27 protein-coding genes are annotated in these 23,921 nt (G+C 43.3%); 6 read left to right on the plus strand and 21 right to left on the minus strand.

The window, feature by feature from the left end; all coding sequences use genetic code 11:
- Nucleotides 1-26 precede the first annotated feature (26 nt).
- The 3 genes from ACI35L_RS13045 to ACI35L_RS13055 all read right to left on the minus strand — a co-directional run bounded on the left by ACI35L_RS13045 (nt 27) and on the right by ACI35L_RS13055 (nt 3,124).
- Nucleotides 27-1,877, minus strand: coding sequence for an LTA synthase family protein (locus ACI35L_RS13045; RefSeq protein WP_439803078.1), 1,851 nt, complete (start codon nt 1,875-1,877; stop codon nt 27-29).
- Nucleotides 1,878-1,940: 63 nt separating this feature from the next.
- Complete coding sequence (locus ACI35L_RS13050; RefSeq protein ID WP_049670144.1) at nt 1,941-2,909, minus strand: ROK family glucokinase; 969 nt, start codon at nt 2,907-2,909, stop codon at nt 1,941-1,943.
- A 5-nt stretch (nt 2,910-2,914) separates the two neighbouring features.
- Nucleotides 2,915-3,124, minus strand: a complete 210-nt coding sequence (locus tag ACI35L_RS13055; RefSeq protein ID WP_049670143.1) for a YqgQ family protein — start codon at nt 3,122-3,124, stop codon at nt 2,915-2,917.
- Nucleotides 3,125-3,313: 189 nt separating this feature from the next.
- On the opposite strand from ACI35L_RS13055, the gene ACI35L_RS13060 reads away from it, so the two are divergent.
- On the plus strand, nt 3,314-4,195 hold the full coding sequence (locus ACI35L_RS13060) for a hypothetical protein (RefSeq protein WP_049670142.1): 882 nt from the start codon (nt 3,314-3,316) through the stop codon (nt 4,193-4,195).
- Here the strand turns inward: ACI35L_RS13060 and ACI35L_RS13065 are convergent.
- From ACI35L_RS13065 to ACI35L_RS13100, 8 genes are all read right to left on the minus strand, one after another.
- Nucleotides 4,190-5,731, minus strand: a complete 1,542-nt coding sequence (locus ACI35L_RS13065; RefSeq protein ID WP_439803064.1) for a rhomboid family intramembrane serine protease — start codon at nt 5,729-5,731, stop codon at nt 4,190-4,192. The two genes, ACI35L_RS13060 and ACI35L_RS13065, sit on opposite strands and share 6 nt — an antisense overlap.
- Nucleotides 5,732-5,802: 71 nt before the next feature.
- Nucleotides 5,803-5,973, minus strand: a complete 171-nt coding sequence (locus ACI35L_RS13070; protein ID WP_156185561.1) for a hypothetical protein — start codon at nt 5,971-5,973, stop codon at nt 5,803-5,805.
- Nucleotides 5,974-6,037: 64 nt separating this feature from the next.
- On the minus strand, nt 6,038-7,006 hold the full coding sequence (locus ACI35L_RS13075) for an L-lactate dehydrogenase (RefSeq protein ID WP_049670140.1): 969 nt from the start codon (nt 7,004-7,006) through the stop codon (nt 6,038-6,040).
- Between the two features lie 42 nt (nt 7,007-7,048).
- A complete protein-coding gene (locus ACI35L_RS13080; RefSeq protein WP_439803065.1) occupies nt 7,049-7,837 on the minus strand; it encodes a DUF92 domain-containing protein in 789 nt (262 codons plus the stop codon).
- Nucleotides 7,830-8,393 carry a 5-formyltetrahydrofolate cyclo-ligase gene (locus ACI35L_RS13085; RefSeq protein ID WP_439803066.1) on the minus strand — a complete coding sequence of 188 codons (564 nt, stop codon included), beginning with the start codon at nt 8,391-8,393 and terminating at the stop codon, nt 7,830-7,832. Before ACI35L_RS13085 ends, ACI35L_RS13080 begins: the two co-directional genes overlap by 8 nt.
- 67 nt (nt 8,394-8,460) lie before the next feature.
- Nucleotides 8,461-8,610, minus strand: a complete 150-nt coding sequence (gene rpmG / locus ACI35L_RS13090) for a 50S ribosomal protein L33 (protein WP_082197029.1) — start codon at nt 8,608-8,610, stop codon at nt 8,461-8,463.
- 60 nt (nt 8,611-8,670) lie between these two features.
- The gene (locus ACI35L_RS13095; protein WP_439803067.1) at nt 8,671-9,246 is read right to left on the minus strand and encodes a hypothetical protein; all 576 of its coding nucleotides are present in this window, start codon (nt 9,244-9,246) and stop codon (nt 8,671-8,673) included.
- Nucleotides 9,247-9,422: 176 nt separating this feature from the next.
- Complete coding sequence (locus ACI35L_RS13100; RefSeq protein WP_439803068.1) at nt 9,423-9,815, minus strand: hypothetical protein; 393 nt, start codon at nt 9,813-9,815, stop codon at nt 9,423-9,425.
- Nucleotides 9,816-9,973: 158 nt separating this feature from the next.
- On the opposite strand from ACI35L_RS13100, the gene ACI35L_RS13105 reads away from it, so the two are divergent.
- Nucleotides 9,974-10,390: an SRPBCC family protein gene (locus ACI35L_RS13105; protein ID WP_439803069.1), complete on the plus strand. Its 417-nt coding sequence runs from the start codon at nt 9,974-9,976 to the stop codon at nt 10,388-10,390.
- Between the two features lie 67 nt (nt 10,391-10,457).
- On the opposite strand, the gene phoU is transcribed toward ACI35L_RS13105, so the two are convergent.
- The 9 genes from phoU to ACI35L_RS13150 all read right to left on the minus strand — a co-directional run bounded on the left by phoU (nt 10,458) and on the right by ACI35L_RS13150 (nt 20,160).
- The gene (gene phoU, locus ACI35L_RS13110) at nt 10,458-11,117 is read right to left on the minus strand and encodes a phosphate signaling complex protein PhoU (protein WP_049670135.1); all 660 of its coding nucleotides are present in this window, start codon (nt 11,115-11,117) and stop codon (nt 10,458-10,460) included.
- A 30-nt stretch (nt 11,118-11,147) separates the two neighbouring features.
- Complete coding sequence (pstB, locus tag ACI35L_RS13115; RefSeq protein WP_439803079.1) at nt 11,148-11,957, minus strand: phosphate ABC transporter ATP-binding protein PstB; 810 nt, start codon at nt 11,955-11,957, stop codon at nt 11,148-11,150.
- Between the two features lie 58 nt (nt 11,958-12,015).
- Entirely contained in the window at nt 12,016-12,936 is a 921-nt protein-coding gene (gene pstA, locus ACI35L_RS13120; protein WP_439803080.1) for a phosphate ABC transporter permease PstA, read from the minus strand.
- On the minus strand, nt 12,936-13,823 hold the full coding sequence (pstC, locus tag ACI35L_RS13125; RefSeq protein ID WP_049670133.1) for a phosphate ABC transporter permease subunit PstC: 888 nt from the start codon (nt 13,821-13,823) through the stop codon (nt 12,936-12,938). Before pstC ends, pstA begins: the two co-directional genes overlap by 1 nt.
- Before the next feature lie 80 nt (nt 13,824-13,903).
- Entirely contained in the window at nt 13,904-14,797 is an 894-nt protein-coding gene (locus ACI35L_RS13130) for a phosphate ABC transporter substrate-binding protein PstS family protein (protein WP_439803070.1), read from the minus strand.
- Between the two features lie 565 nt (nt 14,798-15,362).
- Nucleotides 15,363-17,468, minus strand: a complete 2,106-nt coding sequence (locus ACI35L_RS13135; protein ID WP_439803071.1) for a peptidoglycan D,D-transpeptidase FtsI family protein — start codon at nt 17,466-17,468, stop codon at nt 15,363-15,365.
- A gap of 79 nt (nt 17,469-17,547) precedes the next feature.
- Nucleotides 17,548-18,768 carry an MFS transporter gene (locus tag ACI35L_RS13140; protein ID WP_439803072.1) on the minus strand — a complete coding sequence of 407 codons (1,221 nt, stop codon included), beginning with the start codon at nt 18,766-18,768 and terminating at the stop codon, nt 17,548-17,550.
- 176 nt (nt 18,769-18,944) lie between these two features.
- On the minus strand, nt 18,945-19,553 hold the full coding sequence (locus ACI35L_RS13145; RefSeq protein ID WP_049670130.1) for a superoxide dismutase: 609 nt from the start codon (nt 19,551-19,553) through the stop codon (nt 18,945-18,947).
- A gap of 127 nt (nt 19,554-19,680) precedes the next feature.
- The gene (locus ACI35L_RS13150; RefSeq protein WP_049670129.1) at nt 19,681-20,160 is read right to left on the minus strand and encodes a DUF456 domain-containing protein; all 480 of its coding nucleotides are present in this window, start codon (nt 20,158-20,160) and stop codon (nt 19,681-19,683) included.
- A gap of 138 nt (nt 20,161-20,298) precedes the next feature.
- Here ACI35L_RS13150 and ACI35L_RS13155 point away from each other — a divergent pair, with 138 nt between their 5' ends.
- From ACI35L_RS13155 to ispG, 3 genes are all read left to right on the plus strand, one after another.
- Entirely contained in the window at nt 20,299-21,078 is a 780-nt protein-coding gene (locus tag ACI35L_RS13155; protein WP_439803073.1) for a DUF1189 domain-containing protein, read from the plus strand.
- 146 nt (nt 21,079-21,224) lie between these two features.
- Nucleotides 21,225-21,521, plus strand: a complete 297-nt coding sequence (locus ACI35L_RS13160) for a hypothetical protein (RefSeq protein ID WP_082197028.1) — start codon at nt 21,225-21,227, stop codon at nt 21,519-21,521.
- A 103-nt stretch (nt 21,522-21,624) separates the two neighbouring features.
- Nucleotides 21,625-22,749, plus strand: coding sequence for a flavodoxin-dependent (E)-4-hydroxy-3-methylbut-2-enyl-diphosphate synthase (gene ispG / locus ACI35L_RS13165; RefSeq protein WP_049670127.1), 1,125 nt, complete (start codon nt 21,625-21,627; stop codon nt 22,747-22,749).
- A 55-nt stretch (nt 22,750-22,804) separates the two neighbouring features.
- Here ispG and ACI35L_RS13170 read toward each other — a convergent pair whose 3' ends face one another.
- Nucleotides 22,805-23,098 carry a hypothetical protein gene (locus tag ACI35L_RS13170; protein WP_053103718.1) on the minus strand — a complete coding sequence of 98 codons (294 nt, stop codon included), beginning with the start codon at nt 23,096-23,098 and terminating at the stop codon, nt 22,805-22,807.
- A 147-nt stretch (nt 23,099-23,245) separates the two neighbouring features.
- Here ACI35L_RS13170 and ACI35L_RS13175 point away from each other — a divergent pair, with 147 nt between their 5' ends.
- Nucleotides 23,246-23,827: a nucleotidase gene (locus tag ACI35L_RS13175; RefSeq protein ID WP_049670126.1), complete on the plus strand. Its 582-nt coding sequence runs from the start codon at nt 23,246-23,248 to the stop codon at nt 23,825-23,827.
- The last annotated feature ends 94 nt before the right edge of the window (nt 23,828-23,921 follow it).

Consider the following 23,921-nt stretch of genomic DNA (forward strand, 5'->3'; position numbering starts at 1 on the left):
TAATTTACCAGGGCAGTTCTCATCCTTTATTCATAAAATCGGAGAAGATCTCCATAAATAATCCGGTCTGAATAATCCAGCTCCATCTTGGCCTTCTCTGCATATGGCTCACAGGCGTTCGTTTCAATTGGACTTCCTGTCATCTTGCTATAGCAGGTTTCCTTCGTATACACGTACTCATCCGTAATGAAGCTGCCATCGCGCAAAATAGCCATGTTCATCCGGTTTGGCGAAAACAAATCTGTCCCTAATTGAATATGATTAGTCGTATCGATGCCAAGCAGATGCATGACCGTTGGCCTTAGATCAATTTGCCCCGACACATTGGAGAGTGTTTTCCCCTCCTTTTGCCCTGGCAAATGAATGATCAGCGGAACCCGCTGTAATTGTGTTGATTCAAAAGGGGTAATTTCCTTACCCAAATACCGAGCCATCTCCGCATTATGATTCTCAGATATGCCATAATGGTCTCCATAGAGTACGATGACAGTACGGTCATACAAACCCGATTTCTTCAAATCCTCCACAAATAACTTCAACGCTTCGTCCATATAGCGCACTGCCGGGAAATATCGGTTTAACGTCTTGCTGTCAGAATCATACAGATCGATCATCATATCCTCCTCATCAAGCGTGAAGGGGAAATGATTCGTCAGCGTGATAAATTTCGCAAAGAATGGCTCAGGCAGGCTCTTTAGCATTGGCATCGACTGGTTGAAGAAATCAATATCCTTCAATCCCCAATTCACGGAGTTATCATTATTGACCGTGTAGGAAGCCACATCAAAAAACTCATCATAGCCGAAATTTTCATAGATAATATCGCGGTTCCAGAAGGTTCTGTCATTCGCATGGAAGACAGCTGAATAATAGCCCTCGTCCTTTAAAATCTCCGGTGTTGCCCGGAAGGTATTTTGTGAATTCGTGAAATACACGGCTCCCCTGCCAATTGGATACAAGGAGTTCTCCGTAATAAATTCTGCATCAGAGGTCTTCCCCTGGCCGGTCTGGTGATAAAAATGATTGAAATAATAGCTTTCTTCAATGAAGTCATTTAGAAAAGGGGTGACTTCTTGTCCATTCATCTTCGCACCAATCGGGAAAGCCTGCAGCGATTCCATTGAGACGTAGATTACATTCTTTCCCTTATAGCGGCCGAACAAGCTCTCAGCAGGCTCCGTTTGCTTTGAATGCACATAATTCTCAATATCAACAAGCTTGCTTCCATCAGCAAGCGCTCGCTGAGCGGAGGATTTGGTTTGTAGGATCAAATCGTATACATGATAGTGATACGTACCGATATTCTTAACGAGGATTTCCCTATCAAAGGTCCTTGTCAGAAGCTGAGGCCGCTCTGCTTCTGAAATCCCTAAACTAAAAAAGGTAACGGCGAAGGCTGCCAAATAGTAAAAACGCCGGGTGGCCTTTGGATAAGGCTGATTCTCTTGTAAGAGGTCTGGCCGATAATGAACCATTGCCAATAACAAAAAGAAGTCAAGAAAATAAAGAAGATCCGTCCAATTAAGCAGTTCGTGTACGCTTGAACCGAGATCGCTCATATTACTTGCTTGAAAAAGGACAGGGAGGGTCAAAAAATCATTGAAGAATCGGAAAAAGACGATGTTGGCAAATAAGATAAAGGATAAGAGAAAGCTTATGGCAAGGATGAACTGATTACGGCGCCGCCCTATAAAAAGGGCAACACCAAAGATAAGCAGCAGGAAGCTAAGGGGATTAATGAACAAGATGAACTCCTGCCGCCAATTCTCAATCTTGATGTCGAAGCTTGTTTTGTATACGATGTATGTCTTCAACCAAAGCAGCCCAATGGCCGTTGTAAGAAGCGGTATTTTCTGCACCTTAAATGATTGGTCCATCTTCATTCCTCCCCTCCTGTCTACTCATTGTTTCTATCCTTAGATTAAACGACAGACGCTCCTCTACTCATTACCATATTGCTTATAAGCTAAACCAGCAGCACCAATTACTCCAGCGTCATTCCCTAAGGATGCACATTCCAGCACGGTTGATTCAGCTACACGTGGAAAGGCGAATTGCTCGTAATATCTTCTTACAGGACCTAATAAAAGCTCTCCAGCCCTTGATACACCGCCCCCGAATACAATTTTGTCCGGATTGAGGCTATTGCCGACATTGGCAGCCGTCAGCCCCAAGTATTTCGCTACCTGATCCAGTACGGCTGAACTTGCTTCATCCTCTTCCTTCACACAATCGAATACGTCCTTGGCTGTAATGATGCCTTGTTCGTGATAGCGTTTGGCAATCTGCGATTCCGGATTCTTATTAATTTCCTCCAAAGCAAGCCGAACAATACCTGTTGCCGATGCAATCGTTTCAATACAGCCTGTCTTCCCGCAATTACATGGAGCTCCTCCTTCCGGAATGACAGTGATATGCCCTAGTTCTCCCCCTGCTCCACTTACACCGTGAACCAGTTCCTGATTGGCAATAATCCCACCGCCAACACCAGTGCCAAGCGTAATGCAAACAAGATCATTTGTCCCTTCTCCGGTCCCTTTCCAAAATTCCCCGTAAGAAGCCATATTTGCATCATTATCCACCACAACAGGAATACCAAGCGCATCCTCGAGAAGAGATTTAAGCGGATAATCACGCCAGCCAATATTAACGGCTACATAAATGGAGCCGGTTTCAAAATCAACCGGACCCGGCGCTCCCATTCCCGCTGCAATCAAGACTGCATTTGGCCACGCTTTTAGCGTTTCCTTCACTGAGCTGGCAATCTCCGTTACGATATGCATCCCATTATCAAGCAGGTTGGTTGGTATCTCCCACTTATGTATCACTGTTCCCTCTTGTTCCACAAATGCTAGTTTTACGGTTGTTCCGCCTAAATCAATTCCTAAAAGCCACTCTTTTTTCTCCATCTCTTTCACCCTTTCTTTTGTTTATCTTTCTCTGAAGCGATTTCATGCTTTAAAATCAGAAGGGCTGTTTGATATTCTTTCGTTTCCATTAGCTTCGAACGATATAGCTCACGTACCTCAAACTCCATCATCTCCAAGTCAGCCAAACGGTCCCCCATATATATGTAGCTTCCAAATCTTTTTAAATATTGCTGAATATCATAAACCGTTCTCATCTTAAACTCCTACCTTCCTGGCTCTTACGCTTTAAGTATAGCTGAATTTCTTTCGTTCCCTCAACCTTCTTTTTGATTGTCCATAGACCCTGTCTCTTAGAAATAGCATATCCCATTGGACTAGCTCATATATTTCCAAGGAGAGCCCCGTATCGATATTTTGACTAATAAGCAAGGAGTGAGCTTCTGTTGACTAAAGCCATTTACCATATAGGGATCATTGTTCTGATCATACTTGCCATAGGTGTATTGTGGAAGACATATATGAAACCAAATACGGAACAGACCCTTCAGTTCTTCCCATTAAATGACGAGGCCAAATTCAGCGAGGCAAATACATCCTTAACCTTAAAGGAGCCTGACAAGAACAAAAATAAGTATGAGGTCATCCTCCATGTCAGCTCCGTTTTACATCAAACCGCCTATCTGCGCCAGGATATGTCTCTCCTCTTTCAGAATGGACGACTCAATGATTTTTTAAGAGGCTGGAAACAGGATGTTAGTTCGATGGACCAAAAACTAACTGCCCAGGGCTATGAATCCTCCTTATTTGAGGCAGTAACGATTCATTACGCTGAAATACATGATCAAGATGACATCCCGACAAGCACCTTTAAAACGACGGATGCCTCCCTTTATGTTATATCCTCTCGTTTTGGACCGATAAAGTCATTTCAGGTTCCTGAAAATGAAGAACAAAAGGATTGGGCTTTTACTCTTCGTTCCGTAACGAATTCAAGGCTCACAAAGGTGTTAGACCGCTATATTGATCAGGCTCATATCGATTTGTCAAATTATACTGTCATGCCTATTACAGAGCTGGCAGCTAAGAAGGATACCCTCCTGTCTGATTATACCGAGCAGGAACAACGGGCGATTATCGAGAAGCTATGGGAAGCTTTATACTCCATCTATATTTCAGGCATAAAAAAACAGGATGGCACCATCATTAATCCGGTTGACAGTACCATCCCGCTCATTTTAAGGGAAAAACAGAGCCGGCGGTTAATCCTGCTTATCCAGGATAAGACCGGCAATCTGCATGAATTTTATCAACAGCTTCCATCATGAGGACTGACTTTGCTTTATTCGCTCAAGCACCTCTTGAAAGTCTTTATTATCTGGATCTTGCTCCAAAGCCTTCTCTATATACTCTCTTGCAAGGTCCAGGTCCTGTCTTTGCCAGTAAATCAGCCCTAGGTCATAGTATGCCTCTGGAAAATCAGGACGCTGCTCAATAGCTGTCAAGAAATGCTCCTCCGCTTTATCAAGATCTCCGTTTCGAAACTCCAGATATCCCGCAAAAAAGTACGCTTCTGGATAATTATCTCCATCGAGGTATTTTTGCACGGTCTCATAGGCCTTTTCATCATCTTCTTGGCTGATGTATTCCTGAGCCAGCCCCATATCCATTTCATATGTACCATTCGCTCCTGCTGTAAAGCCATAAAAGAGCAGCCCAGCCGTCAGAAGAGCCGTACCGAGGAAGGAGACAATCTGCCATACCGGCTTTCCTTTATTCGGGAGACCAACAATTGCCGCAGCCAGGAATCCTCCTACCAGCCCGCCAATATGTCCAGCACTGTCAATCGCAGAGGCTGAGAAGGTGATCACTAAGTTGATGAGGAGAATAATGATAACATTCCAGCCCATCGTCCGGAAAAATAAATTTGGATAGACAATCCCGAAGAATAAAAGGGCTCCTAGCAAGCCGAAAATAGCCCCGCTCGCCCCTGCTGAAATATTTGGAACAAGCAAAAAACTCAAAAGCGTTCCGGCAAACCCCGCAAAGAAATAAATCATAAAGAAACGGGCGCTGCCATAAATCCGTTCCACAATGATCCCAACAAAATATAAACTCAATGTGTTAAGGGCCAGGTGCGTAAAGCCAATATGCAAAAAGATTGGCGTAAAGAAACGCCACCACTCCCCTGTCATGATTAGCGGATTATACTTGGCGCCAAATTCAATTAAGGTTTGGGTATTGGTGCTTCCGCCTTTCATTTCCAAGATGAAGAAAACAATGACTTGAATGGCCATCAGCAAATAGGTTAAGATCGGTTTTCCCTTCTGGAATACCGCTTCATCCTTTTTGACCTTCTGATACGAGGCTGTTAAGGCACTCTGCTTCAGTTCCTCAATCTCACTCTCCTCAATCTCCTCGCTCTGTCTATTCACTCCTTCAAGCGGATAGGGCAGGAAGTGTCTGAGCTCCTCCAGCGATTCCTCTATAGCAGATGTTTGGAATACGAGTGATTCAGCGTGCACACGGCGAAACTCCGGTTCTTCATACCCTTTTACAATCTCCGAATAATCGTCCACAGGTGCATAGGTACTGATATAGACGGTCTTAACCGTAACCGCTTTCTTTCCGAGAAATCTGCGTACCTTCTCCCCATTGTGAATGGCCATATGCTGGTCCTTCTTCAGATTATTTGCCCATCCCAGGTCACCGAGCTTCAAACGGATGATATCAGAATCTGTGTTTGAATCTGATGCAAGCCAGATTTCTGTTTGATCATCAGAAGCAGACACAAACCGATAGCCGTATTGCTTAATAAGCTGGTTAATAAAAAACCAATATAAATACTCCTCTTTCAAACTCAATCACTTTCCCTACTTTCTCTCTCCCAAAAATACCTCTTTATTTTACCACTCTTTATGTCGGGTGAATATTCCTATTGGCTCTCGGCCGGCCACTCATCATCCCGACGCTTAAAAATCGGCAGCTCAAGTAAAACAGCGAGCAGCATATCCCGCATGATGGTACTTTTGAAAAAGGATTTTCTCTTTTGATAAACTATATACCCAACTGATGCCATGCTTAAGATAATCAAAAATCTTTTCATAAAAAAATCCCTCCTGTGTTTCCACATAGTATGGGCACAGGAGAGACTTTTATGCTGTTCGGAATTATTTTTCAGCTAGGATTTTGGCAAGGACAGGGTCCATTGTATCCTTCAATACTTTGACGGAATGAGAAAACTTAGCTTGCTCATCATCAGACAATTTCAACTCAAGTATATCAGCCACACCGTTACGGTTAACAACTGACGGTACACCAACATAAACATCCTTCTCATTATATTCCCCATCAAGGTACGTAGATACAGTCAGAATGCTGTTCTCATCTTGCAGGATTGCCTTCGTAATACGCACAAGGCCCATAGCGATGCCATAGAAGGTAGCTCCCTTACGGTTGATGATTTCATAGGCAGCATCACGCACATTTGTGAAGATTCCATCAAGATCTTCCATGGATTTACCAGGGGAATTCTCAATTAGTTCTGTGATGTTCTTACCGCCGACGTTCGCATGGCTCCATACAGGAAGCTCTGTATCGCCGTGTTCACCGATAATATAGGCATGCACATTGCGCGGGTCCACTTCAAAATAATCACTAAGCATGAAGCGTACACGGCCAGTATCAAGAATCGTACCGGAGCCAATAACACGGTGCTTCGGAAGACCAGAGAATTTCCATGTTGCATAAGTCAAAATATCAACTGGGTTGGCCGCAACTAGGAAGATACCGTCAAATCCGCTTGCCATAATTTCTTTGATGATGCCATGGAAGATCTTCATATTCTTCTCTACAAGGTCAAGACGTGTTTCACCAGGCTTTTGGTTTGCGCCGGCAGTCAGGACAACTACATCAGCATCCTTACAATCGGAATAATCACCAAGTCTGAATTTCGTTCTGTGAGGAGCAAATGGAGTACCATGGTTAAGGTCCATTACATCTCCCTCTGCTTTGTCTCTATTCAAATCAATCATGATAAACTCTTCCGCCACACCTTGGTTCAACATAGCGAAAGCATAGCTGCTCCCTACAAATCCAGTACCAACAAGAACTACGCGATTAATATCTTTTTTTGTCATGTTTTTTACCACCTTTTCTGCAAATACAATACTGCTTCTTTATTATGTGATATACCATGAAGTTATTATGCAAAGAAAGCTGACAATTAGAATAGAGGAGATATTGACAGCTTCATTGTTGAACCAGGAAACACCGCTCGTATGATCAGTACCTTGTCCGCAGTGTTCCTTTCGTTCTGTCAGGACTCCGCAAGCGGGACATCGATATTCCACTTGCACAAATGCACCGAGCAGCGTATCAGCTGCTGAGCCAAGGAATCCGTATACACTAATCATTAGAAAAACAGGTAAAGAAAGATCAAACAAGAGGACTGCAGCCGAGGAAATGAAAATGGCTCCAGCGGCAGATGCGGCAGTCCCAAAAATGGAGACCGCTCCAGATGTGCCAGGTGTACATCTTTTGAGGTTTGTAATCTTGACAGGGGCTCCCTTACTCAATACCCCAAGCTCTGAAGCCCATGTATCTGCGGCAGCCGCAGCAATCGAAACAACAAAGGCATACAGAAATATTTCATTGAATGTAGTGGCATATGCCAAGGAAAAGCCCGATGGGACTCCCCCATTGGCGGCAACTTGTGCCCAATTCCGTCGGCTCGTATTGGCAAGCCTTTCTTCCGCCATTTTCTTCCGATGCTTTTTGTAGCTGGAGAAAAAGCTGGACGAAGCAAAAAATAGACCTAAAATCACAAAACCTTGCCAGCCTGTTCCTATAAGCACACAAAATCCAACAAGGCAGGCGGCAAGCGCCCCTGATTGAGACAGAAGTCTCTCCTTAAAGGCAAGATAAGCCCCTGCAGAGGTGATCAGCAGATAAATGAACGCATTAATCACAATGATGCATGCCCCTTTCAGTCAGGAGCCAGTCGACCGGCACATCAAACGATTCAACCGGTAGATAATCAGTCACCTGCTCAGAAAAGGCGATGGAAACCGTTACGCCTGAATAGGCTGAGAGAAACCGGTCATAATATCCACCGCCAAACCCCAGCCTATAACCTTTTGGCGTGAATGCCAGCCCCGGTACAATCATCAATCCGATGTCTGCTGGATTGACTTTCTTTGCTTTATCAGGATTTGGCTCAAGGAGTCCATTATAGACGGTTTCAAGCTCCATTCCTTCTTCATATAGGTAGAAGTCCATCTCTCGTGTCTTCGGCCTGCATTTCGGAATGGCGATCTGCTTTCCGTCTGCCCATCCTCTTTCAATGATTGCATTTGTGTCGATCTCTGGATAACGCGCTAATGTAATAGCAATTATATCTTGTTCCTTCCATAGGGCATGATTGACCAAAGAATCCGTTATATGATATGTATTCTTGCTGCGTTTATCCTTCGGGTAATCAGCCAATAGATTCAGACATTCAGTTCGTAATCTATTTTTTGACATTCCCTTTTCCTCACAATCTTTCTATATTATCCCATAAAAAAAAGCAACAGGAGGTAGCTCCTGTTGCTTATTTTGTTTCGCGGTGCGTAGTAGTACGCTTTTCTCTTGAGCAGTATTTTTTTAGCTCAAGGCGATCAGGGTTATTACGTTTATTTTTTGTGCTGATATAATTACGCTCACCGCACTCTGTGCAAGCTAATGTAATGTTTACACGCATGTGAGTCCCTCCAGTTCATTCATAACTTCATTTGATACGACTTTTCTATAATACCACCTTTTAGTGATAAATGCTAGTCTGTTTTTTGACAAGATAATCAAGAAGCATAGCTTCCTCTTTTGTCTTCCCGCTGACAGTCCAATTTGAGAGCTTTGAAACCTCTCCAGGACGAAGGATTCGGTGGTACATAGTTGCACAAATGACATATCCGCGTGCTAGCGGCGAAGGCAGAATGGTTCCTTTTTGCATAGCCTCAAATACTGCCTTCCTGTTCCGCTGCTCCATAATGGATATAGTGGCCCGGTCATGACCGTTCAAAAGGACAATATGATCATCTTCATAAAAATAAACAAGTGCATCAGCAGGACTATAAAAGCAGGCTGACACATGACTTGTCCTCTCCGTCACGAAAAAGACCTTAAAGGATATTTCATCAGGAGAATCGTTCTTGCATATAACATCTATTCGATCAGATTGTTTATGATGTTCCATTTGAATACCAATTGAAAGGTTGCCATGATCCGTACCGGGCTCCCGCCATAAATAAGGAACAATCCCTCCTGGTGTCGCCTCTGATAACCTCTTATAGCTGCGTGCACGATCCTCTGAAATTTTTAGTCTCCCTAATTTATCCAAGCGGTACTCCCCTCCCGAATGATTACTATATTCTTCCATTAAATCCTATCATCCGGTAGGCACATTGACAATAAACGCATATTGTCGAACATTGATTTTCGTTCCCCAAAAAATTCTATGCCTAATGCATTGTGCTCAACATAAGCAAAACAATGTCAAATTCTTGGAAATGACCGTTAAATAGGGACAATCTTGGAAATTGCATCCCAGATTTTCCGATTACCATCAATGGATTCGTGTCCAGCATCAATGACATCTGTTTTTTCCAGCACCAGATTTATCGCCTGCTCAAGCTTATCTGGCATAGGAATCTTCTTTATGGCTTCTGCTGCTTGTTCAGGAAAAACATGCCCATATATCTCTGCAGCAAGAGAAACTGTGCTGATCGGGAGGGCATTATGATAATGCCGTTTATGATCCTCTAAGGTTAATTCTGCAATTTGAGTAGATGCCTTAGGCTTAAGAACAGCTCTTTTCAGCGCATCATTATTATCAATATGAATGGCTTTCTCACTTAGAAAATAACTGATTTCTTCATCATTAATCTTTATTGTTTTTCGTTCTTGCATGGTCCATCTTCCCTTCAAACAGTCGTTTTGTTTCCTTTATCCTCGGACATCCTTTTTCAAACCATCTCCATTTACGGAACATATTCCCTTTCCTTTCTCCCTTCTGATTTGAGATACTACAATCTATAAAGGATTTTTCTATTTTGGAGGATATAACAATGAAAGAAACAAATATAAAAGAAATACGGAAGCATATCCTGCTCAGCTCACCCATTGAGCAGGTCTGGAAGGCAGTCTCCACCTCTGATGGACTGGCCTCCTGGTGGATGGAAAACACGCTTGATAAGAGCGCAGGGGAGAATTTCCTTCTCCATACCGGCCATTTTGGCGATTCACCCTGCCGCGTGACAGAATGGGTACCAAATGAGCTCTTCGCCTTTGATTGGGGAAAGGATTGGCATTTACGTTTTGAATTAAAGGAACTATCTCCAGCACAAACAGAGCTAATTGTTATTCATTCCGGCTGGGACCCAGAGAAAACGACAGAATTCGGACAGCCTCACCCCGTGGTTTATTCCATTATGGATAAGGGATGGGAAGCACTTATTCACCAAAAATTACCATCAGTCTTATAAAATCAAAATCCCCCATACTGCACCGCATCTGCATGTGCTGTATGGGGGATTTTTCATTTAGCTGTTATCAGTCATTTAAGTGATAGCGCCTTCCCTTAGCCATGTACAAAATCTCTTCAGCCAGATTCGTAATGTGATCGCCTGCCCGTTCATAATGACGAACAAGGAATAATAGCTGAGAGTTTTGATGATGTTTATCTGTTCCTTTTGGCGATACACTTAAGATAGACTGTATGACCTGTCCATATAGCTCATCCAGCCGGTCATCAAGCTCTGCCAGCTCCTTAGCCATTGCCAGGTTTTCCTCTTTATAGGACTCTTTAAACATCGTCATCATCCGCAAACAGATTCCATGCATTTCTGCCACGCCATCATTCTGGAATGGAAGCTCTTCCTTTGCTAAACGAATAGCCGTCTTCGCAATATTCTTCGCATAATCTCCAACACGTTCAATTTCAGATGAAATCTTAATCGCGGAGATGATGTGACGAAGATCGGAAGCAACAGGCTGCTGCTTAGCAATCATTAAGATTGCTGATTCTTCGATTTCTTCTTCAAGCTTGTCAATCCGCTTATCCTCGTCTAGTACGGATAGGGCAAGATCAATATCTTTATCCAAAAGTGCTTTATAGGCTTTATCTAGTGCTGTAACAGCCATATCGCCCATTCGTACCACATTGACCTTTAATTCCTGAAGCTCACCCTCGAATTTTTCTCTGACTACCATTCCTATCTTCTCCCTTCACCAAATAAGTCCTTAGCCGAAACGTCCTGTAATATAATCCTCCGTCCGCTTATCCTTTGGCGTGGAGAATATTTTGTCGGTTTCATCAAACTCAATGACTTCCCCGCTCAAGAAAAAGGCTGTCTTATCAGATATGCGCGCAGCCTGCTGCATATTATGAGTGACAATGATGATGCTGAATTTCTCTTTCAGCTCTTGAACAAGCTCCTCAACCTTCAAGGTGGAGATTGGATCAAGTGCTGATGTCGGCTCATCCATTAAGATGACATCCGGTGAAACTGCCAGACAGCGCGCAAGACATATACGCTGCTGCTGCCCGCCTGATAGGCCATAGGCATTTTCATGAAGACGGTCCTTCACTTCATCCCAGATAGCGGCACCGCGCAAGCTTTTTTCCACGATTTCGTCCAATTCCTTTTTATTTCTTACACCATGAATTTTTGGTCCATAGGCGACATTTTCATAAATGGACTTTGGAAAAGGGTTCGGCTTCTGGAAAACCATGCCCACTCTTTTACGCAGCTCCTCTACCTGATAATTCTTGTCGAAAATATTGTTGCCTCTATAGAGAATTTCCCCTGTTGTCTTGACACTTGGAATCAATTCAATCATGCGATTCAAAACTTTTATATAAGTGGATTTACCACAGCCGGAAGGTCCAATAATGGCCGTAACCTCATTTTCTTCAATTGGCAGATTAATATCTTTCAAGGCATGATTATCTCCATACCATAGATTTAGATTTCTCGTATCATAAACAAGCTTTTTATCCTTGCTTGATTGTTCTGTTTGCATGACCTGCACCTTTTCCTTTTCCTGCATTTTTTCTTTCAGTTCAATCATGTCATTGCCCCCTATCGATTCCATAGACTATCGAGCGTTAAGCTGCTGCTTGCGGCTTTTTCTTTTTCTTCTTCCCTTTACCGCCTTCGAAATGCTTTTGCAACAGAGCTGCGAATAAGCGTGCGAGTAAATTAAAGATCAAGACCATGATGATGAGTACGGCAGCTGATTTCGTCGCAATTGCCTGAGCATCCGGCACAATCCCCTCTGAATTTAATTTCCAGATATGAACAGCCAATGTTTCTGCCGGCCTGAAAATATTGAATGGGTTCACAGGACTGCTTAAGTCTGCGGCTGTATTTAAGATGGGGGTCGTTAAGCCTGCTGTATAAATCAAAGCTGCCGCTTCCCCAAAAATACGGCCCGCCGCTAAGATAACCCCTGTAATAATTTGCGGCATCGCTGTCGGCAGGGCAATCTTCACGATCGTCTGCCATCTTGTTGCCCCGACACCAAGACTAGCTTCCTTCACACTATCCGGTACATCCAAGAGCGCCCCTTCACTGACACGCGCCAAACTCGGCAGGTTCAGAATGGTAATGGCCAATGCACCGCCGATAATGGTATATCCCCATCCGGTTGCCGTTACGAACACAAGCAATCCGAATAATCCAACCACAATAGAAGGAAGAGACGCCATCGTATCAATGCATAAACGGATAAAGTTCAAAAACTTCCCTGGTTTTGCGTATTCCGCCAAATAAATACCTGCCCCTAGACCAAGAGGAACAGAAATAATCAATGTAATGATGAGCATGTAGAAGGAATTAAATAATTGATACCCTATTCCCCCGCCAGCTTCCAGATTGCTCGATCTTCCCGTCAGGAAGGAGGGGTCCCAAAATCCCCAGCCTCTTTTCAGTATTTCAAAAACGAGAAATCCAAGGAGAATGATAATAAAGATGGCTATGATGTAGAAAATCCCTGTCCAAATCTTATTGACTGTTCGCGAATTCATCATTTTGTCCCACCTCTATTCCCAATAAAACGAATAATCATAATAAACAAGAATGACATAACCAATAGGATCAGGGCTAAGCTCCAAAGAGCGTTATTCCATGCTGTCCCGTTTAATGTATTAGACATATCCATTGTCAAAATCCCTGTTAAAGTGGCCGTTGGGTCCGTAATGGCTTCTGGCAGCTTAATCGTGTTCCCGATAACCATTTGAACGGCAAGCGCCTCACCAAATGCACGTGCGAGCCCAAGGACAATCCCTGTTAATACCCCTTTCTTCGCAGCTGGTATCACCACACGGCTGATTGCCTGCCATCTTGTAGAGCCAAGGCCGTAAGAAGCTTCCAGCAATTGCGGCGGCACTCCTCTTAAAGCATCAGAGGCCAGGGAGGCAATTGTCGGGAGAATCATGATGCTGAGGACGATAGTCCCCGCCAGCAAACTAAAACCGACTCCGCCAAATGAGTCTCTTAGGAACGGCACAAGAATGGTCACCCCTAATAACCCATAAACAACGGAAGGAATTCCTACCAATAACTCCAATACAGGCCGTAAAACCTTTTCTCCAAACTTAGGAGATATATAATTCATAAAAATAGCTAAAGCAATGGCAATCGGGGCACTGATTAACACAGCTCCCATTGATACGAGCGTGGATCCAGCAATGAAAATCAATGCTCCATAATGCCCGTCATTCGGGCTCCAATTTGTTGAACTGATCATTTCCCATAGTGAAATGCCGCTCACAGTAAATGACTGAATTCCTTTACCAGTTATGAATACGATGATTGCCAATGTGGTTAGTACAATCACGAACCCGCATAAAGTAACAAGGATTCGGCCTATATATTCACTTTTCCAGTAGTTTATCGACTTATGGCCTTTCATCCTAATCTGCTCCTCTCCAATTAAACACGGTAACAGGACTGGCAAAAATGACCAGTCCCCTCGCATTTTTTACCTATGAGTTATTCCAATTCAGACATTGGAATATAGCCCATTTCATCAACCTTACCGGCAAAATCATCACTTATCATGAAATCGATGAATGCTTTGACAGCTCCCTCTGGTTCCCCTTTTGTGACCATGTATTCATAAGACCAGAAAGGATAGCTTCCATTTGCTACATCTTCAGTTGTCGGTTCTGCACCATCAATGGTGACTGTTTTCAATGTTGTTTCTTTGCCCTCAACTAAATAGCTCATGGCCAAATAGCTGATGGAACCGGATGTGGAATTGATAGAATTTTCTACAGCCCCGTTAGAATCTTGGTTTGTACCGATACTGTCATCAATCTTCACATCTTGCATGATTGTGTTTTCAAATGCTGTACGTGTGCCGGAAGAAGCAGGTCTATTGACGACATTGATTTCCAAATCCTCTCCGCCGACTTCCTTCCAGTTCTTGATCTTGCCAGAGAAGATTCCTTGAATCTGTTCAATTGTCAGGTCTTCAACGGTTACATCTTTATTTACAACGATTCCAAAGGCAATGCCGGATACTTTATTGTCAACTAGTTCACCGGCAAGCTTTTCATCTTCCATTTTATCTGCTGAAGGAACGTCAGAGTTACCAATGTTAACGGCTCCGCTAGCTACTTGGTTAATGCCGGTACCACTGCCTCCGCCCTGCACGCTCACGGACACATTAGGATTATTGGCCATGAATTCATTTGCAGCCTCATCAGCCAAAGGCTGCAAGGCCGTTGAACCAGCTGCTGTGATCATACCGGATATTTCTTCTCCGTTTGCACCGGAGGAACCACCATTATTCGATTCACTATCGCTTCCGCATGCTGCAAGTACTCCGCTCATCAGTACTAGCACCATGAAGAAAGATGCCTTTTTCCATTTCATAAACATAACCAAAGACCTCCCGTTTGCTTGATTGTTTTCATTTACCGCTTACAGTCTCTATATTAAACAAGCAATTTAAACCAGGCATTAATCAAATGTAAAGGTTATGTAAATATTTATTATTATTTGTAAATTGAAAATAGATGATTCAGATCCTGTTATCATCGTGCTCCGTTCATATTTAGAGGGACAAAAATGTAAAAGGAGGTTGGGACATAACTAAATTTGCAGTGTCGAAAACCGACTATTGCATTGTAATTTATTAACCTAAAGGCTTAGCTAATCTAAAGGGTTGATTTTCGTTGCAGGCGGCGAAACCCAGCGGCGGTCTGGGAGCCTCCACGAGTGCTTAGGCACATCTGCGGAGTCACCCCTGTCCGCTAATCTAAGCAAGGAGTAACGGCGGCATTCTCCTATCCATATTCACCTTTAACAGAGCTAAACAAAAAAGCCGAACTATTTTAAATTACACTTTAAAATAGTTCAGCTTTTTAGTTATTGGACACCTTTTGTCCTATCCTCTTCAAGAGGGGCATATATAAGTGTCCAATTTGCTTATTTATGTGTTCTTTTATTCATCATCATTTGAATCTGATTTCTTTTTAGTGCCGGCTCTCTCAGCCTTCAGGTCAAAGTATTTCTCGTAAACCGATTTGGCAATCTCCAGATTCATTTTGTGACCGGTGCTTTGATAAGCCCATGGTACAACAACACTGATGGCTATCTCTGGATTATCTGCCGGTGCATACGACACAAAGGTAATATTATACGTTTCCGGCTGCACCGTACCGACTTCCCACTTAGGCCCGTCATAGAAGGCTTCAGCCGTACCTGTTTTCCCTGCTGGTTTATATGCAGCACCACTGAAATAGGAATAAGCTGTACCGCCCGGCGTTTGTGTAACCTGCCTAAAGCCTTCTTGAACGCGTTTAATCCAAGATTGCTTCATCGGCAAAGTATTCAACACTTCCGTTTGGACCTCTTTAACGACCTTGCCTAGTGCATCATCCTCGTCAGACGGTTCTCGAACCTCTTTGAGAAGATGGAGTTTCACCCTATTCCCACCATTAGCAATAGTGGATACATATTGGTTAAGCTGCATTGGTGTATACGTATCATATTGTCCAATGGCAAAGTCCATTAATAGACCGGCATTTTGAGTAATGCCTTTATAGCCGGCAACCTCTCCAGGAAGATCAAGTCCAGTCTTCACACCAAGACCGAATTGATTATAGTAACTTCGCATAGTAGAGAAAGCAGAATCTTTTACACTAAGGGATCCTCCCTCAACGTAATTGCCGCCGCCAAGCATAATAGCCGTTTTGAACATGTATACGTTTGAAGAGACGCGTAAGGCATCAATGTCTGTTATATTACCAAAGGTTTTCCAGGATTTCTTCACTGGCGTTCCTTTAATCTTCATCGGAGCATCAAGGATTACCTGACCCGGTGAAATGGCTCCTGTCTGGTAGCCTGTCAAGATGGTCGCACCTTTGACAGAGGAGCCCATCGCATAAGAAGAAGTAAAGGTGCCAAGCGCATGATCCGTCATCTTCATCTTTCCAGTTTCTTCATCCCTTGAATACTTCTTGCCAGCCATTGTCAAAAGCTCGCCCGTTTTCGGGTCAGAGACAACAACATAGGCACGGTCCAAGTATTTCGTATCTCCTGCACCCGTCTTTGCCTTCAATTGCTTTTCAATAATTTCCTCTGTGGCCATTTGCAAGTCCATATCAATGGTTAGGATTAAATCATTTCCACGCTGGCCTTCTGTAATAATCTCGGTGCTGACTATATTGCCGGAGGTATCCGTCACATTGCGGATTCTTTCTTGCTGTCCGCGCAATACTTCTTCATACTGCTGTTCTAAGTATGAGGTGCCGACACGATCATTACGGCTGTATCCTCGGGCCAAATAATAGTTTGCTTTATCGGATGGCAGCCCCTCACTTGAAGTGGATACTTTTCCCAACACTGATTTAAGTGTACTTCCGTAAGCATATTTCCTTTCCCAGTCTGTTGTTGTATCAACACCAGGAAGGTTTTCGATATGTTCATTAACCCGCGCCACTTCTTCATAAGTGGTCTCATTATTCTTAACGATTTGCGGAGATAGGTAGTATCCTGAGATAAAGCGGCTGTAAATGGCCAATACTTCCAACTCATCCTCAGAGAAGTCAATATCATCCTCTGTTATCCGATCAAGCTGCATTTGATAGATTTCATCATCCGTTAATTTGCCGTCATTCAGCTTCTTATATTCTGCTTCAGTAATTTTATTCTTGGCTTCTGTTGGATTCAAGAGGATCCAGAAGTCCTTCTTGTCCCGCTCACGAACCTTATCTGTATTCACTTCAATTAATTGAGCCAATTTCTCGGCTGTCTCTAGCATCTCTTCTGTTGATGTTTTCTGGGTACGTGTATATGTGATTGCATAAAGCGGCTGATTATCCACGATAATCTGTCCATTGCGATCAAAGATTTTTCCCCGTGGAACAGAGTTTTGAACCGTCACTTCCTCGGTTTTCTCAATTTCCCGTTTGTAATCATCCCCATAGACAATCTGTACGATTCCCAGTCTAAGAATTAGCGCAGAGAAAAGTAAAAACACAACGAATATTAATATATTCAGACGAAGAGGTAGTTGTTTTTTCTTTTTTTTCTTTCTGACTTTCACTGTCTCCATCCCTTCATAGTTGCATTTCCTTTCATTTTATTATCAATTTATACAGATTAACAGAAGTAAAAGATTCCAGTCAATCAATATTTCTTACAGTCACTTTCCTCATAAATAAGTAAACGAATACATGCCCAGCCCCTGCTCCAAGAAGGAGAATTTTGATGCCTGTTTGCTCTGGAGTCAGCAAAATCAATGCCATGAATACCAGAATGGAGGTCGCTCTGCCAGCATTCAAGTACAGCTCCCGGATGACAATATACTCCACTCTATATAACGCCGCCTCCCTAGCCGTCCCTATGACATCATAGGTCAGGGACATATAGGGAACAAACAGCAGCGGGTAAGCAAGTGCAATTAAACAAGCATATAGAAGTAATTTAATGTAGGATACATGATACACAAGAAAGGCGATGGCCATGTAAAGAAGGATTGCCCCGATGAACATGGATATCTTCCGGTGTTTCACCTTTACGTATCGGCTGACAAGAAAATAGGCCAGAAATGAAATGCCTGAACTGATGAGCGTGAAGGTGCCAAGCGCCATCTCACTCCCTGTTTCAACGAACACAAAGACTGAGATAATAAACACAAACACACCCTCTCTCAGCCCCTGTGAATAATTCGCATATGTAATCCTCTTCCAATCACGATTCTGCTTCCGTTCCTCCATTACGTCCCGCAATTGATACCTGCCATCTGCCGCTCTCCTTTTCAGAAAAAAGCTGCAGACGACGGCCACGACGAACAAGGCAAGAGATAAACCAAAAATGATTAAGTAGCCTGTATTACCTGTCAGGCTGCTGATCACATACCCGGCAAAAAAAGGACCAATCATTCCCCCGAGAGACCCTGAGATTCCCTGCAGACCATTAAAGGAGTCCCTTGTTTCCGGTTCGGTGATCTCAAAGGTCAAAAGATTATAAGCAAGCCAGTAAAAGCCGTAACCAAGGCCCAGCAAGCTCCCAATCAGCACTAAATAAAGCCTGGAGTTGCTTGAGAAGAGAAGAACCACCAAATAAAATGACGCAAGAAAACAAACCCCTATGCGCAGGATAATGATTCGATCGACCTTTTTTGCAAGTCCGCCCGCAAACAGAAACGCCAGCCCTTGCAAAATAACAACGGCCAGATTATAAATGCCTAAATCCATTAACGCCTCATTTTGCTTCCACAAATAAACATTCACAAACGTATTCGATAAGGCGGTGCTTAATGAATACAACGCACCAATCAATATCAGGATATACAATTCCTTATTGGACTTAATTCTGCTCATAACATCATTTTGAATTCCCATTTTGAAAACTCCCCTTTATCTCGGTTAGTTTCCCTGCAGGTAATCCGGAACATGTAAGCATCTTTCACTTGGCAGCAGTTAACAATTCGCCCATGTATTTTAGCTAGAGCAGGCAAAAGAAAAAGCGTTTTGGAGAAGAAGCAAATGCTCCTAATCCAAAACGCTTGGAAGCTTTCTTATTTTGCGCTAGCGTAACGCTTCGCAACTTCATCCCAATTCACGATGTTCCAGAATGATGCAATGTATTCTGGACGACGGTTTTGGTAGTTTAGGTAGTAAGCATGCTCCCAAACGTCAAGACCGAGGATTGGTGTTTTACCTTCCATTAATGGAGAATCTTGATTAGCTGTGCTGTAAAGTTCAAGTTCGCCGTCTTTAACAGTCAACCATGCCCAGCCAGAGCCGAAACGAGTAGTTGCTGCTTTAGCAAACTCTTCCTTGAAGCTTTCGAAGCTTCCGAATTTAGCTGCGATAGCTTCTGCTAGTTCACCTGTCGGCTCACCGCCGCCGTTTGGTGAAAGCAATTCCCAGAATAGGGAGTGGTTAGCGTGTCCGCCGCCATTATTGCGTACCGCTGTGCGGATGCTTTCTGGTACAGACTCAATATTAGCAAGCAATTCTTCAAGGCTCTTGCCAGCTAGATCTTCATGGCCCTCAAGTGCCGCATTTAAGTTTGTCACATATGTGTTATGGTGTTTTGTGTGGTGAATATTCATTGTTTCCTTGTCGATATGAGGCTCAAGTGCATCATACTCGTACGGTAACTGTGGTAAAGAAAATGCCATTTTAACATTCCTCCTAATAAAATTACGTCAATAATTAACACTTTCAGACAATTATGTCAATTTGACCGAAGTGATTAATTTTAGATTAACAATCATTACGTTGATTTTCAACAAAAACGTCTTTCGTTTATATGATTACTAAGAAATAAACAATCATAATGACTTGAATGATGAATTTCGTGATGGTGCTTCCCACGAAGCCAACAACGGAACCAAATCCGATTGCCGCCGCTGTCTTGATGGGCTTCCGATGAACCAAGAGCTCGGCAATGAACGCACCCGCAAACGGCCCAATGAGAATACCGAAGCCTGGAATGATAAATGGCCCAGCCAATAATCCAATCGTACTCCCCCATACTCCCGCCTTTGAACCGCCGTATTTCTTCACTCCAAATATATTTGCCAAATAGTCCGCTCCAAATAATAATAGGACAAACATGCCTTGAACGACCCAGAACAGCCAGTTAAACTGGTCGAAGGAGAAGAACAGCCCGTAAGCAAGCATTCCCGCCAGTATGCATAATACCCCCGGGATAATGGGAAAGATCAGGCCGATAAAGCCCACAATAAACAAAGCCCAAATAATGAGCCAATAAATCCACTCCATTCCATAACCTCCTCTTTATTTCGCTCCATACTCCTAGTTTACCCCAACTCCTCTGTACTGCCGAGCGAACTGCCTTGTAATATCGACCTCAGGCAGATAGAATAAAGATTGACATTAAAAAAAGGTGTTGTAGCCAAAATGAATATTTTTACTCAATTAGTTAAAAGTCTTTACTCGCCCAAGGATATTGCTAAATATCGTTTCCAGGGCATAGGTAAAACAATTCTGTACGTGTTCTTCCTAACATTCATTATGGTCTTGCCACTTGCCATTTATTTCACGATGGCTTTCATGACGAATGTAGACGAATTTAACACGGCATTGAAATCAGACATTCCAAAGTTTGAAATTAAGGATGGCACATTAACATCAGATATGGATGCCCCGCAGCTGATTAAAAAGGAAGATTTCACGATTCAATTTGACAGCACTGGCACGTTAAACTCCACTGATTTGAACACTTCAAGCGATGTGACGGTCGGCCTGTTAAAGAATAAAGCCGTTCTATTGGTTAACGGACAAGCCCAAGAGCTCGAGTATTCCATGGTTCCAGGACTAAGTCTGACAAATGAATCCGCCAGTGAATACATAGAAAACGCGAAAGCTTCCCTATACTTAATCGTCGCACTCGTTATCCTTGTCATGTTCTTAATGACAGCCGCCCTGCAATTCCTGGAAGTGACACTGCTTGCTTATTTCGGCGGCTTATTCGCCTCTATTCTCGGCCGCAGGACCAACTTCGGCCAACAATGGCGCCTAGCTGCATACAGCTTTACACTCGCTGTCGTGTTCTTCACCTTCATGGATTTCATTCAAGTGCCGGTCATCGGTGACTTCTATGTAAAATGGTTCATCAGCCTGATGATGCTCTATATGGCTATTAAGGAATTACCTGCTCCTAAGAAGCCGAAGGCCTGAACCCATTACCATTCAAGAAAATGTCCGGACAAGCGCCGGGCATTTTCTTTTTATCCTATCATTTAGCAAAAAGATAGAGAACACTATTCTATTCACTCTCTTATCCGCATATAATCTAGTAAAAGGGAAAAGGCAGGAGAAGAGATATGATCAAAAAATTACTGATCTTCCTTGGTTGCTGCATTGTCATCTATTCCGTCTACTATGACCTGACATATGGAACCTTGCCAAAAGCAACTCCAGCCGTTGTGGATAAAACAAATGAAACCTACTATAATATAAAAGTGGAGCCCGGTGATACCGTCATCTCCTTAATAGAAGAAAAGGAAGGGACACTTCCTGTCCCTATCGAACAAATCATCAAGGATTTCAGTTCCTTAAATAACGGGTTAAAGCCTGAAGAGATTAAAATCGGACAGACATACAAACTAAAGGATTATTAAAGAGAAATCTCTTTAATTGTAATTAGATGGCAACCGTTGATACAATAAACTAGAAATGCTTTTGCGGCATAAAGGCAATACGCCTAAAAGGAGAGAATGACCAGTGAGTGAATTAATACATCGTACTAAAACCCGCCCCGTGAAAGTGGGACACTTAACAATCGGTGGCAACGATGAAGTTATTATACAAAGCATGACCACAACAAAGACACATGATGTAGAAGCAACTGTAGCTGAAATCAATCGTTTGGAAGAGGCCGGCTGCCAAATCGTACGTGTCGCCTGTCCGGATGAGCGTGCGGCTCGTGCGATTGCCGATATTAAGAAACGAATTAATATCCCGCTCGTTGTTGACATCCATTTCGATTATAAATTAGCTTTGATCGCCATTGAAGGCGGCGCCGACAAGATTCGTATCAACCCAGGGAACATCGGCCGTCGTGAAAAGGTCGAAGCTGTTGTCAAGGCAGCTAAAGCAAAAGGGATTCCAATCCGTATTGGTGTCAATGCCGGCTCCCTTGAACGCAAGATCTTAGAAAAATACGGCTACCCAACAGCTGACGGCATGGTAGAGAGCGCTCTTCACCACATTAAGATTCTTGAAGACCTCGACTTCCATGATATTATCGTATCCATGAAAGCATCAGATGTCCGCTTGGCTATTGAAGCTTATGAAAAAGCAGCTCAAACATTCGATTATCCGCTTCACCTAGGGATCACAGAATCCGGTACTTTATTCTCCGGAACCGTAAAAAGTGCGGCAGGAATAGGCGCCCTCTTAAGCAAAGGAATCGGGAATACACTCCGTATATCCTTAAGTGCAGACCCTGTAGAGGAAGTAAAGGTTGCTCGTGAGTTATTGAAGGTATTTGGTCTCTCCGCTAACTCAGCAACGTTGATTTCCTGCCCGACATGCGGACGAATCGAGATAGACCTAATTTCCATCGCCAATGAAGTCGATGAATATATTCAAAAAATCAAAGCCCCAATCAAAGTTGCCGTTCTCGGCTGCGCTGTTAACGGACCTGGTGAAGCAAGAGAGGCTGATATCGGTATTGCTGGCGCCAGAGGTGAAGGACTGCTATTCCGCAAAGGAAAAATTGTCCGGAAGGTACCAGAAGCGACAATGGTTGAAGAATTGAAGAAAGAAATTGATATCTTGGCTGAGGAATACTATGAAAAGCAGCGCCTTGAGAAAGAACAGGCGAATGCATCCGTAACCGAGTAACAGATCTATAAGAAAAGGAGCTGGATTCCCAGCTCCTTTTTTCGTTATTGGCCCCCTAAAAGAAGGGATAGACGAATAAACCCGCCAAAACCGAAAAGAGCCCGATCATGACTGCCGGAATCCCTAAGATTCGAATCCTTCTTTTAATTGCGGTAATCCCTGTCAAAAAACCGATCAAACCAAATATGACGGGATAAAGAAATAAGGATATAATGGACAGAAGAATGGCAATATAGCCAATGACCTGTTTCTTTTCTTGAACGGCTTCAGCGGCTGGTCTTTCATTCGTTGACCGCATCGAAGTGATATTGCGATGCGAGGCAGCCATTCTTCCATTCCGTTTGGACAAGGCCTTCTCCCCCTTTAAGTTAATGGAGCATTCCTTAGTGTTCTCGCATCAGCCTAAAGACATGAGAGAAGTTTTTGCAAAAAGAAACAGAATTTAGAAAAACCGGCGGAAGAGATCAATCGTACAATTACTTGGAGGAATACCGTGATGAACAAACAAAAACGTTTTGGAATTGATATAGACGGCACCGTCACATGTCAGAAATCCCTGCTCCCCTTCATAAACGAGGCTTTTAAGCTTCAACTGACCCTTGATGACATCACAGAATATGAATTAACCCCTTTTGTGAATGTCCCGCCCCTTGAATTTTACCAATGGTTCAAGGAGGTTGAGCCCCGCATATATACGGAATCGCCAATGGCTGCTTATGCAGGTCAGGTGCTGAATGAGTGGAAGGAACATTATGAGCTATATTTCATCAGTGCCCGAAGCGAAACCCTGCTCCCGGTTACGAAGCAATGGTTCGATAAGCATGACCTTATGTACCATCATATTGAATTGATCGGCAGCCATGACAAGATTGCCTCAGCGAAAAAACATGATGTTGACCTCTTCTTTGAGGATAAGCATGATAATGCCGTCGCCATTGCCGAGGAATGCCGTATTCCAGTCATTTTATTTGACGCCCCTTACAACCGAATGACCATTCCAGAAAATGTTATTCGTGTTCATGACTGGAACGAGGCTAAGGCCTGGGTAGACCGCTGGAGGCTGGAAACAGCTGAATAAGAAGAATGAATGCCAAGTTAAAACATCTGCTTTTAGCTTGGCATTTTCTTTTGCTGCGCATGTATAAGAGAGGTCACCTCCCTCCCTTACTGTT

Origin of the sequence: Pradoshia sp., assembly GCF_051873915.1 — a bacterium.
GTDB lineage: Bacteria > Bacillota > Bacilli > Bacillales > Pradoshiaceae > Pradoshia.

What these genes read in the sequence shown, in the direction of transcription:
- ACI35L_RS13045 (WP_439803078.1), bottom strand. Translation starts at nt 1,877, where the DNA reads ATGGACCAATCATTTAAGGTGCAGAAAATACCGCTTCTTACAACGGCC.
- ACI35L_RS13050 (WP_049670144.1), bottom strand. Translation starts at nt 2,909, where the DNA reads ATGGAGAAAAAAGAGTGGCTTTTAGGAATTGATTTAGGCGGAACAACC.
- ACI35L_RS13055 (WP_049670143.1), bottom strand. Translation starts at nt 3,124, where the DNA reads ATGAGAACGGTTTATGATATTCAGCAATATTTAAAAAGATTTGGAAGC.
- ACI35L_RS13070 (WP_156185561.1), bottom strand. Translation starts at nt 5,973, where the DNA reads ATGAAAAGATTTTTGATTATCTTAAGCATGGCATCAGTTGGGTATATA.
- ACI35L_RS13075 (WP_049670140.1), bottom strand. Translation starts at nt 7,006, where the DNA reads ATGACAAAAAAAGATATTAATCGCGTAGTTCTTGTTGGTACTGGATTT.
- ACI35L_RS13085 (WP_439803066.1), bottom strand. Translation starts at nt 8,393, where the DNA reads ATGTCAAAAAATAGATTACGAACTGAATGTCTGAATCTATTGGCTGAT.
- rpmG (WP_082197029.1), bottom strand. Translation starts at nt 8,610, where the DNA reads ATGCGTGTAAACATTACATTAGCTTGCACAGAGTGCGGTGAGCGTAAT.
- ACI35L_RS13100 (WP_439803068.1), bottom strand. Translation starts at nt 9,815, where the DNA reads ATGCAAGAACGAAAAACAATAAAGATTAATGATGAAGAAATCAGTTAT.
- ACI35L_RS13105 (WP_439803069.1), top strand. Translation starts at nt 9,974, where the DNA reads ATGAAAGAAACAAATATAAAAGAAATACGGAAGCATATCCTGCTCAGC.
- phoU (WP_049670135.1), bottom strand. Translation starts at nt 11,117, where the DNA reads ATGGTAGTCAGAGAAAAATTCGAGGGTGAGCTTCAGGAATTAAAGGTC.
- pstB (WP_439803079.1), bottom strand. Translation starts at nt 11,957, where the DNA reads ATGCAGGAAAAGGAAAAGGTGCAGGTCATGCAAACAGAACAATCAAGC.
- pstA (WP_439803080.1), bottom strand. Translation starts at nt 12,936, where the DNA reads ATGAATTCGCGAACAGTCAATAAGATTTGGACAGGGATTTTCTACATC.
- pstC (WP_049670133.1), bottom strand. Translation starts at nt 13,823, where the DNA reads ATGAAAGGCCATAAGTCGATAAACTACTGGAAAAGTGAATATATAGGC.
- ACI35L_RS13130 (WP_439803070.1), bottom strand. Translation starts at nt 14,797, where the DNA reads ATGTTTATGAAATGGAAAAAGGCATCTTTCTTCATGGTGCTAGTACTG.
- ACI35L_RS13140 (WP_439803072.1), bottom strand. Translation starts at nt 18,768, where the DNA reads ATGGGAATTCAAAATGATGTTATGAGCAGAATTAAGTCCAATAAGGAA.
- ACI35L_RS13145 (WP_049670130.1), bottom strand. Translation starts at nt 19,553, where the DNA reads ATGGCATTTTCTTTACCACAGTTACCGTACGAGTATGATGCACTTGAG.
- ACI35L_RS13150 (WP_049670129.1), bottom strand. Translation starts at nt 20,160, where the DNA reads ATGGAGTGGATTTATTGGCTCATTATTTGGGCTTTGTTTATTGTGGGC.
- ACI35L_RS13155 (WP_439803073.1), top strand. Translation starts at nt 20,299, where the DNA reads ATGAATATTTTTACTCAATTAGTTAAAAGTCTTTACTCGCCCAAGGAT.
- ACI35L_RS13160 (WP_082197028.1), top strand. Translation starts at nt 21,225, where the DNA reads ATGATCAAAAAATTACTGATCTTCCTTGGTTGCTGCATTGTCATCTAT.
- ACI35L_RS13175 (WP_049670126.1), top strand. Translation starts at nt 23,246, where the DNA reads ATGAACAAACAAAAACGTTTTGGAATTGATATAGACGGCACCGTCACA.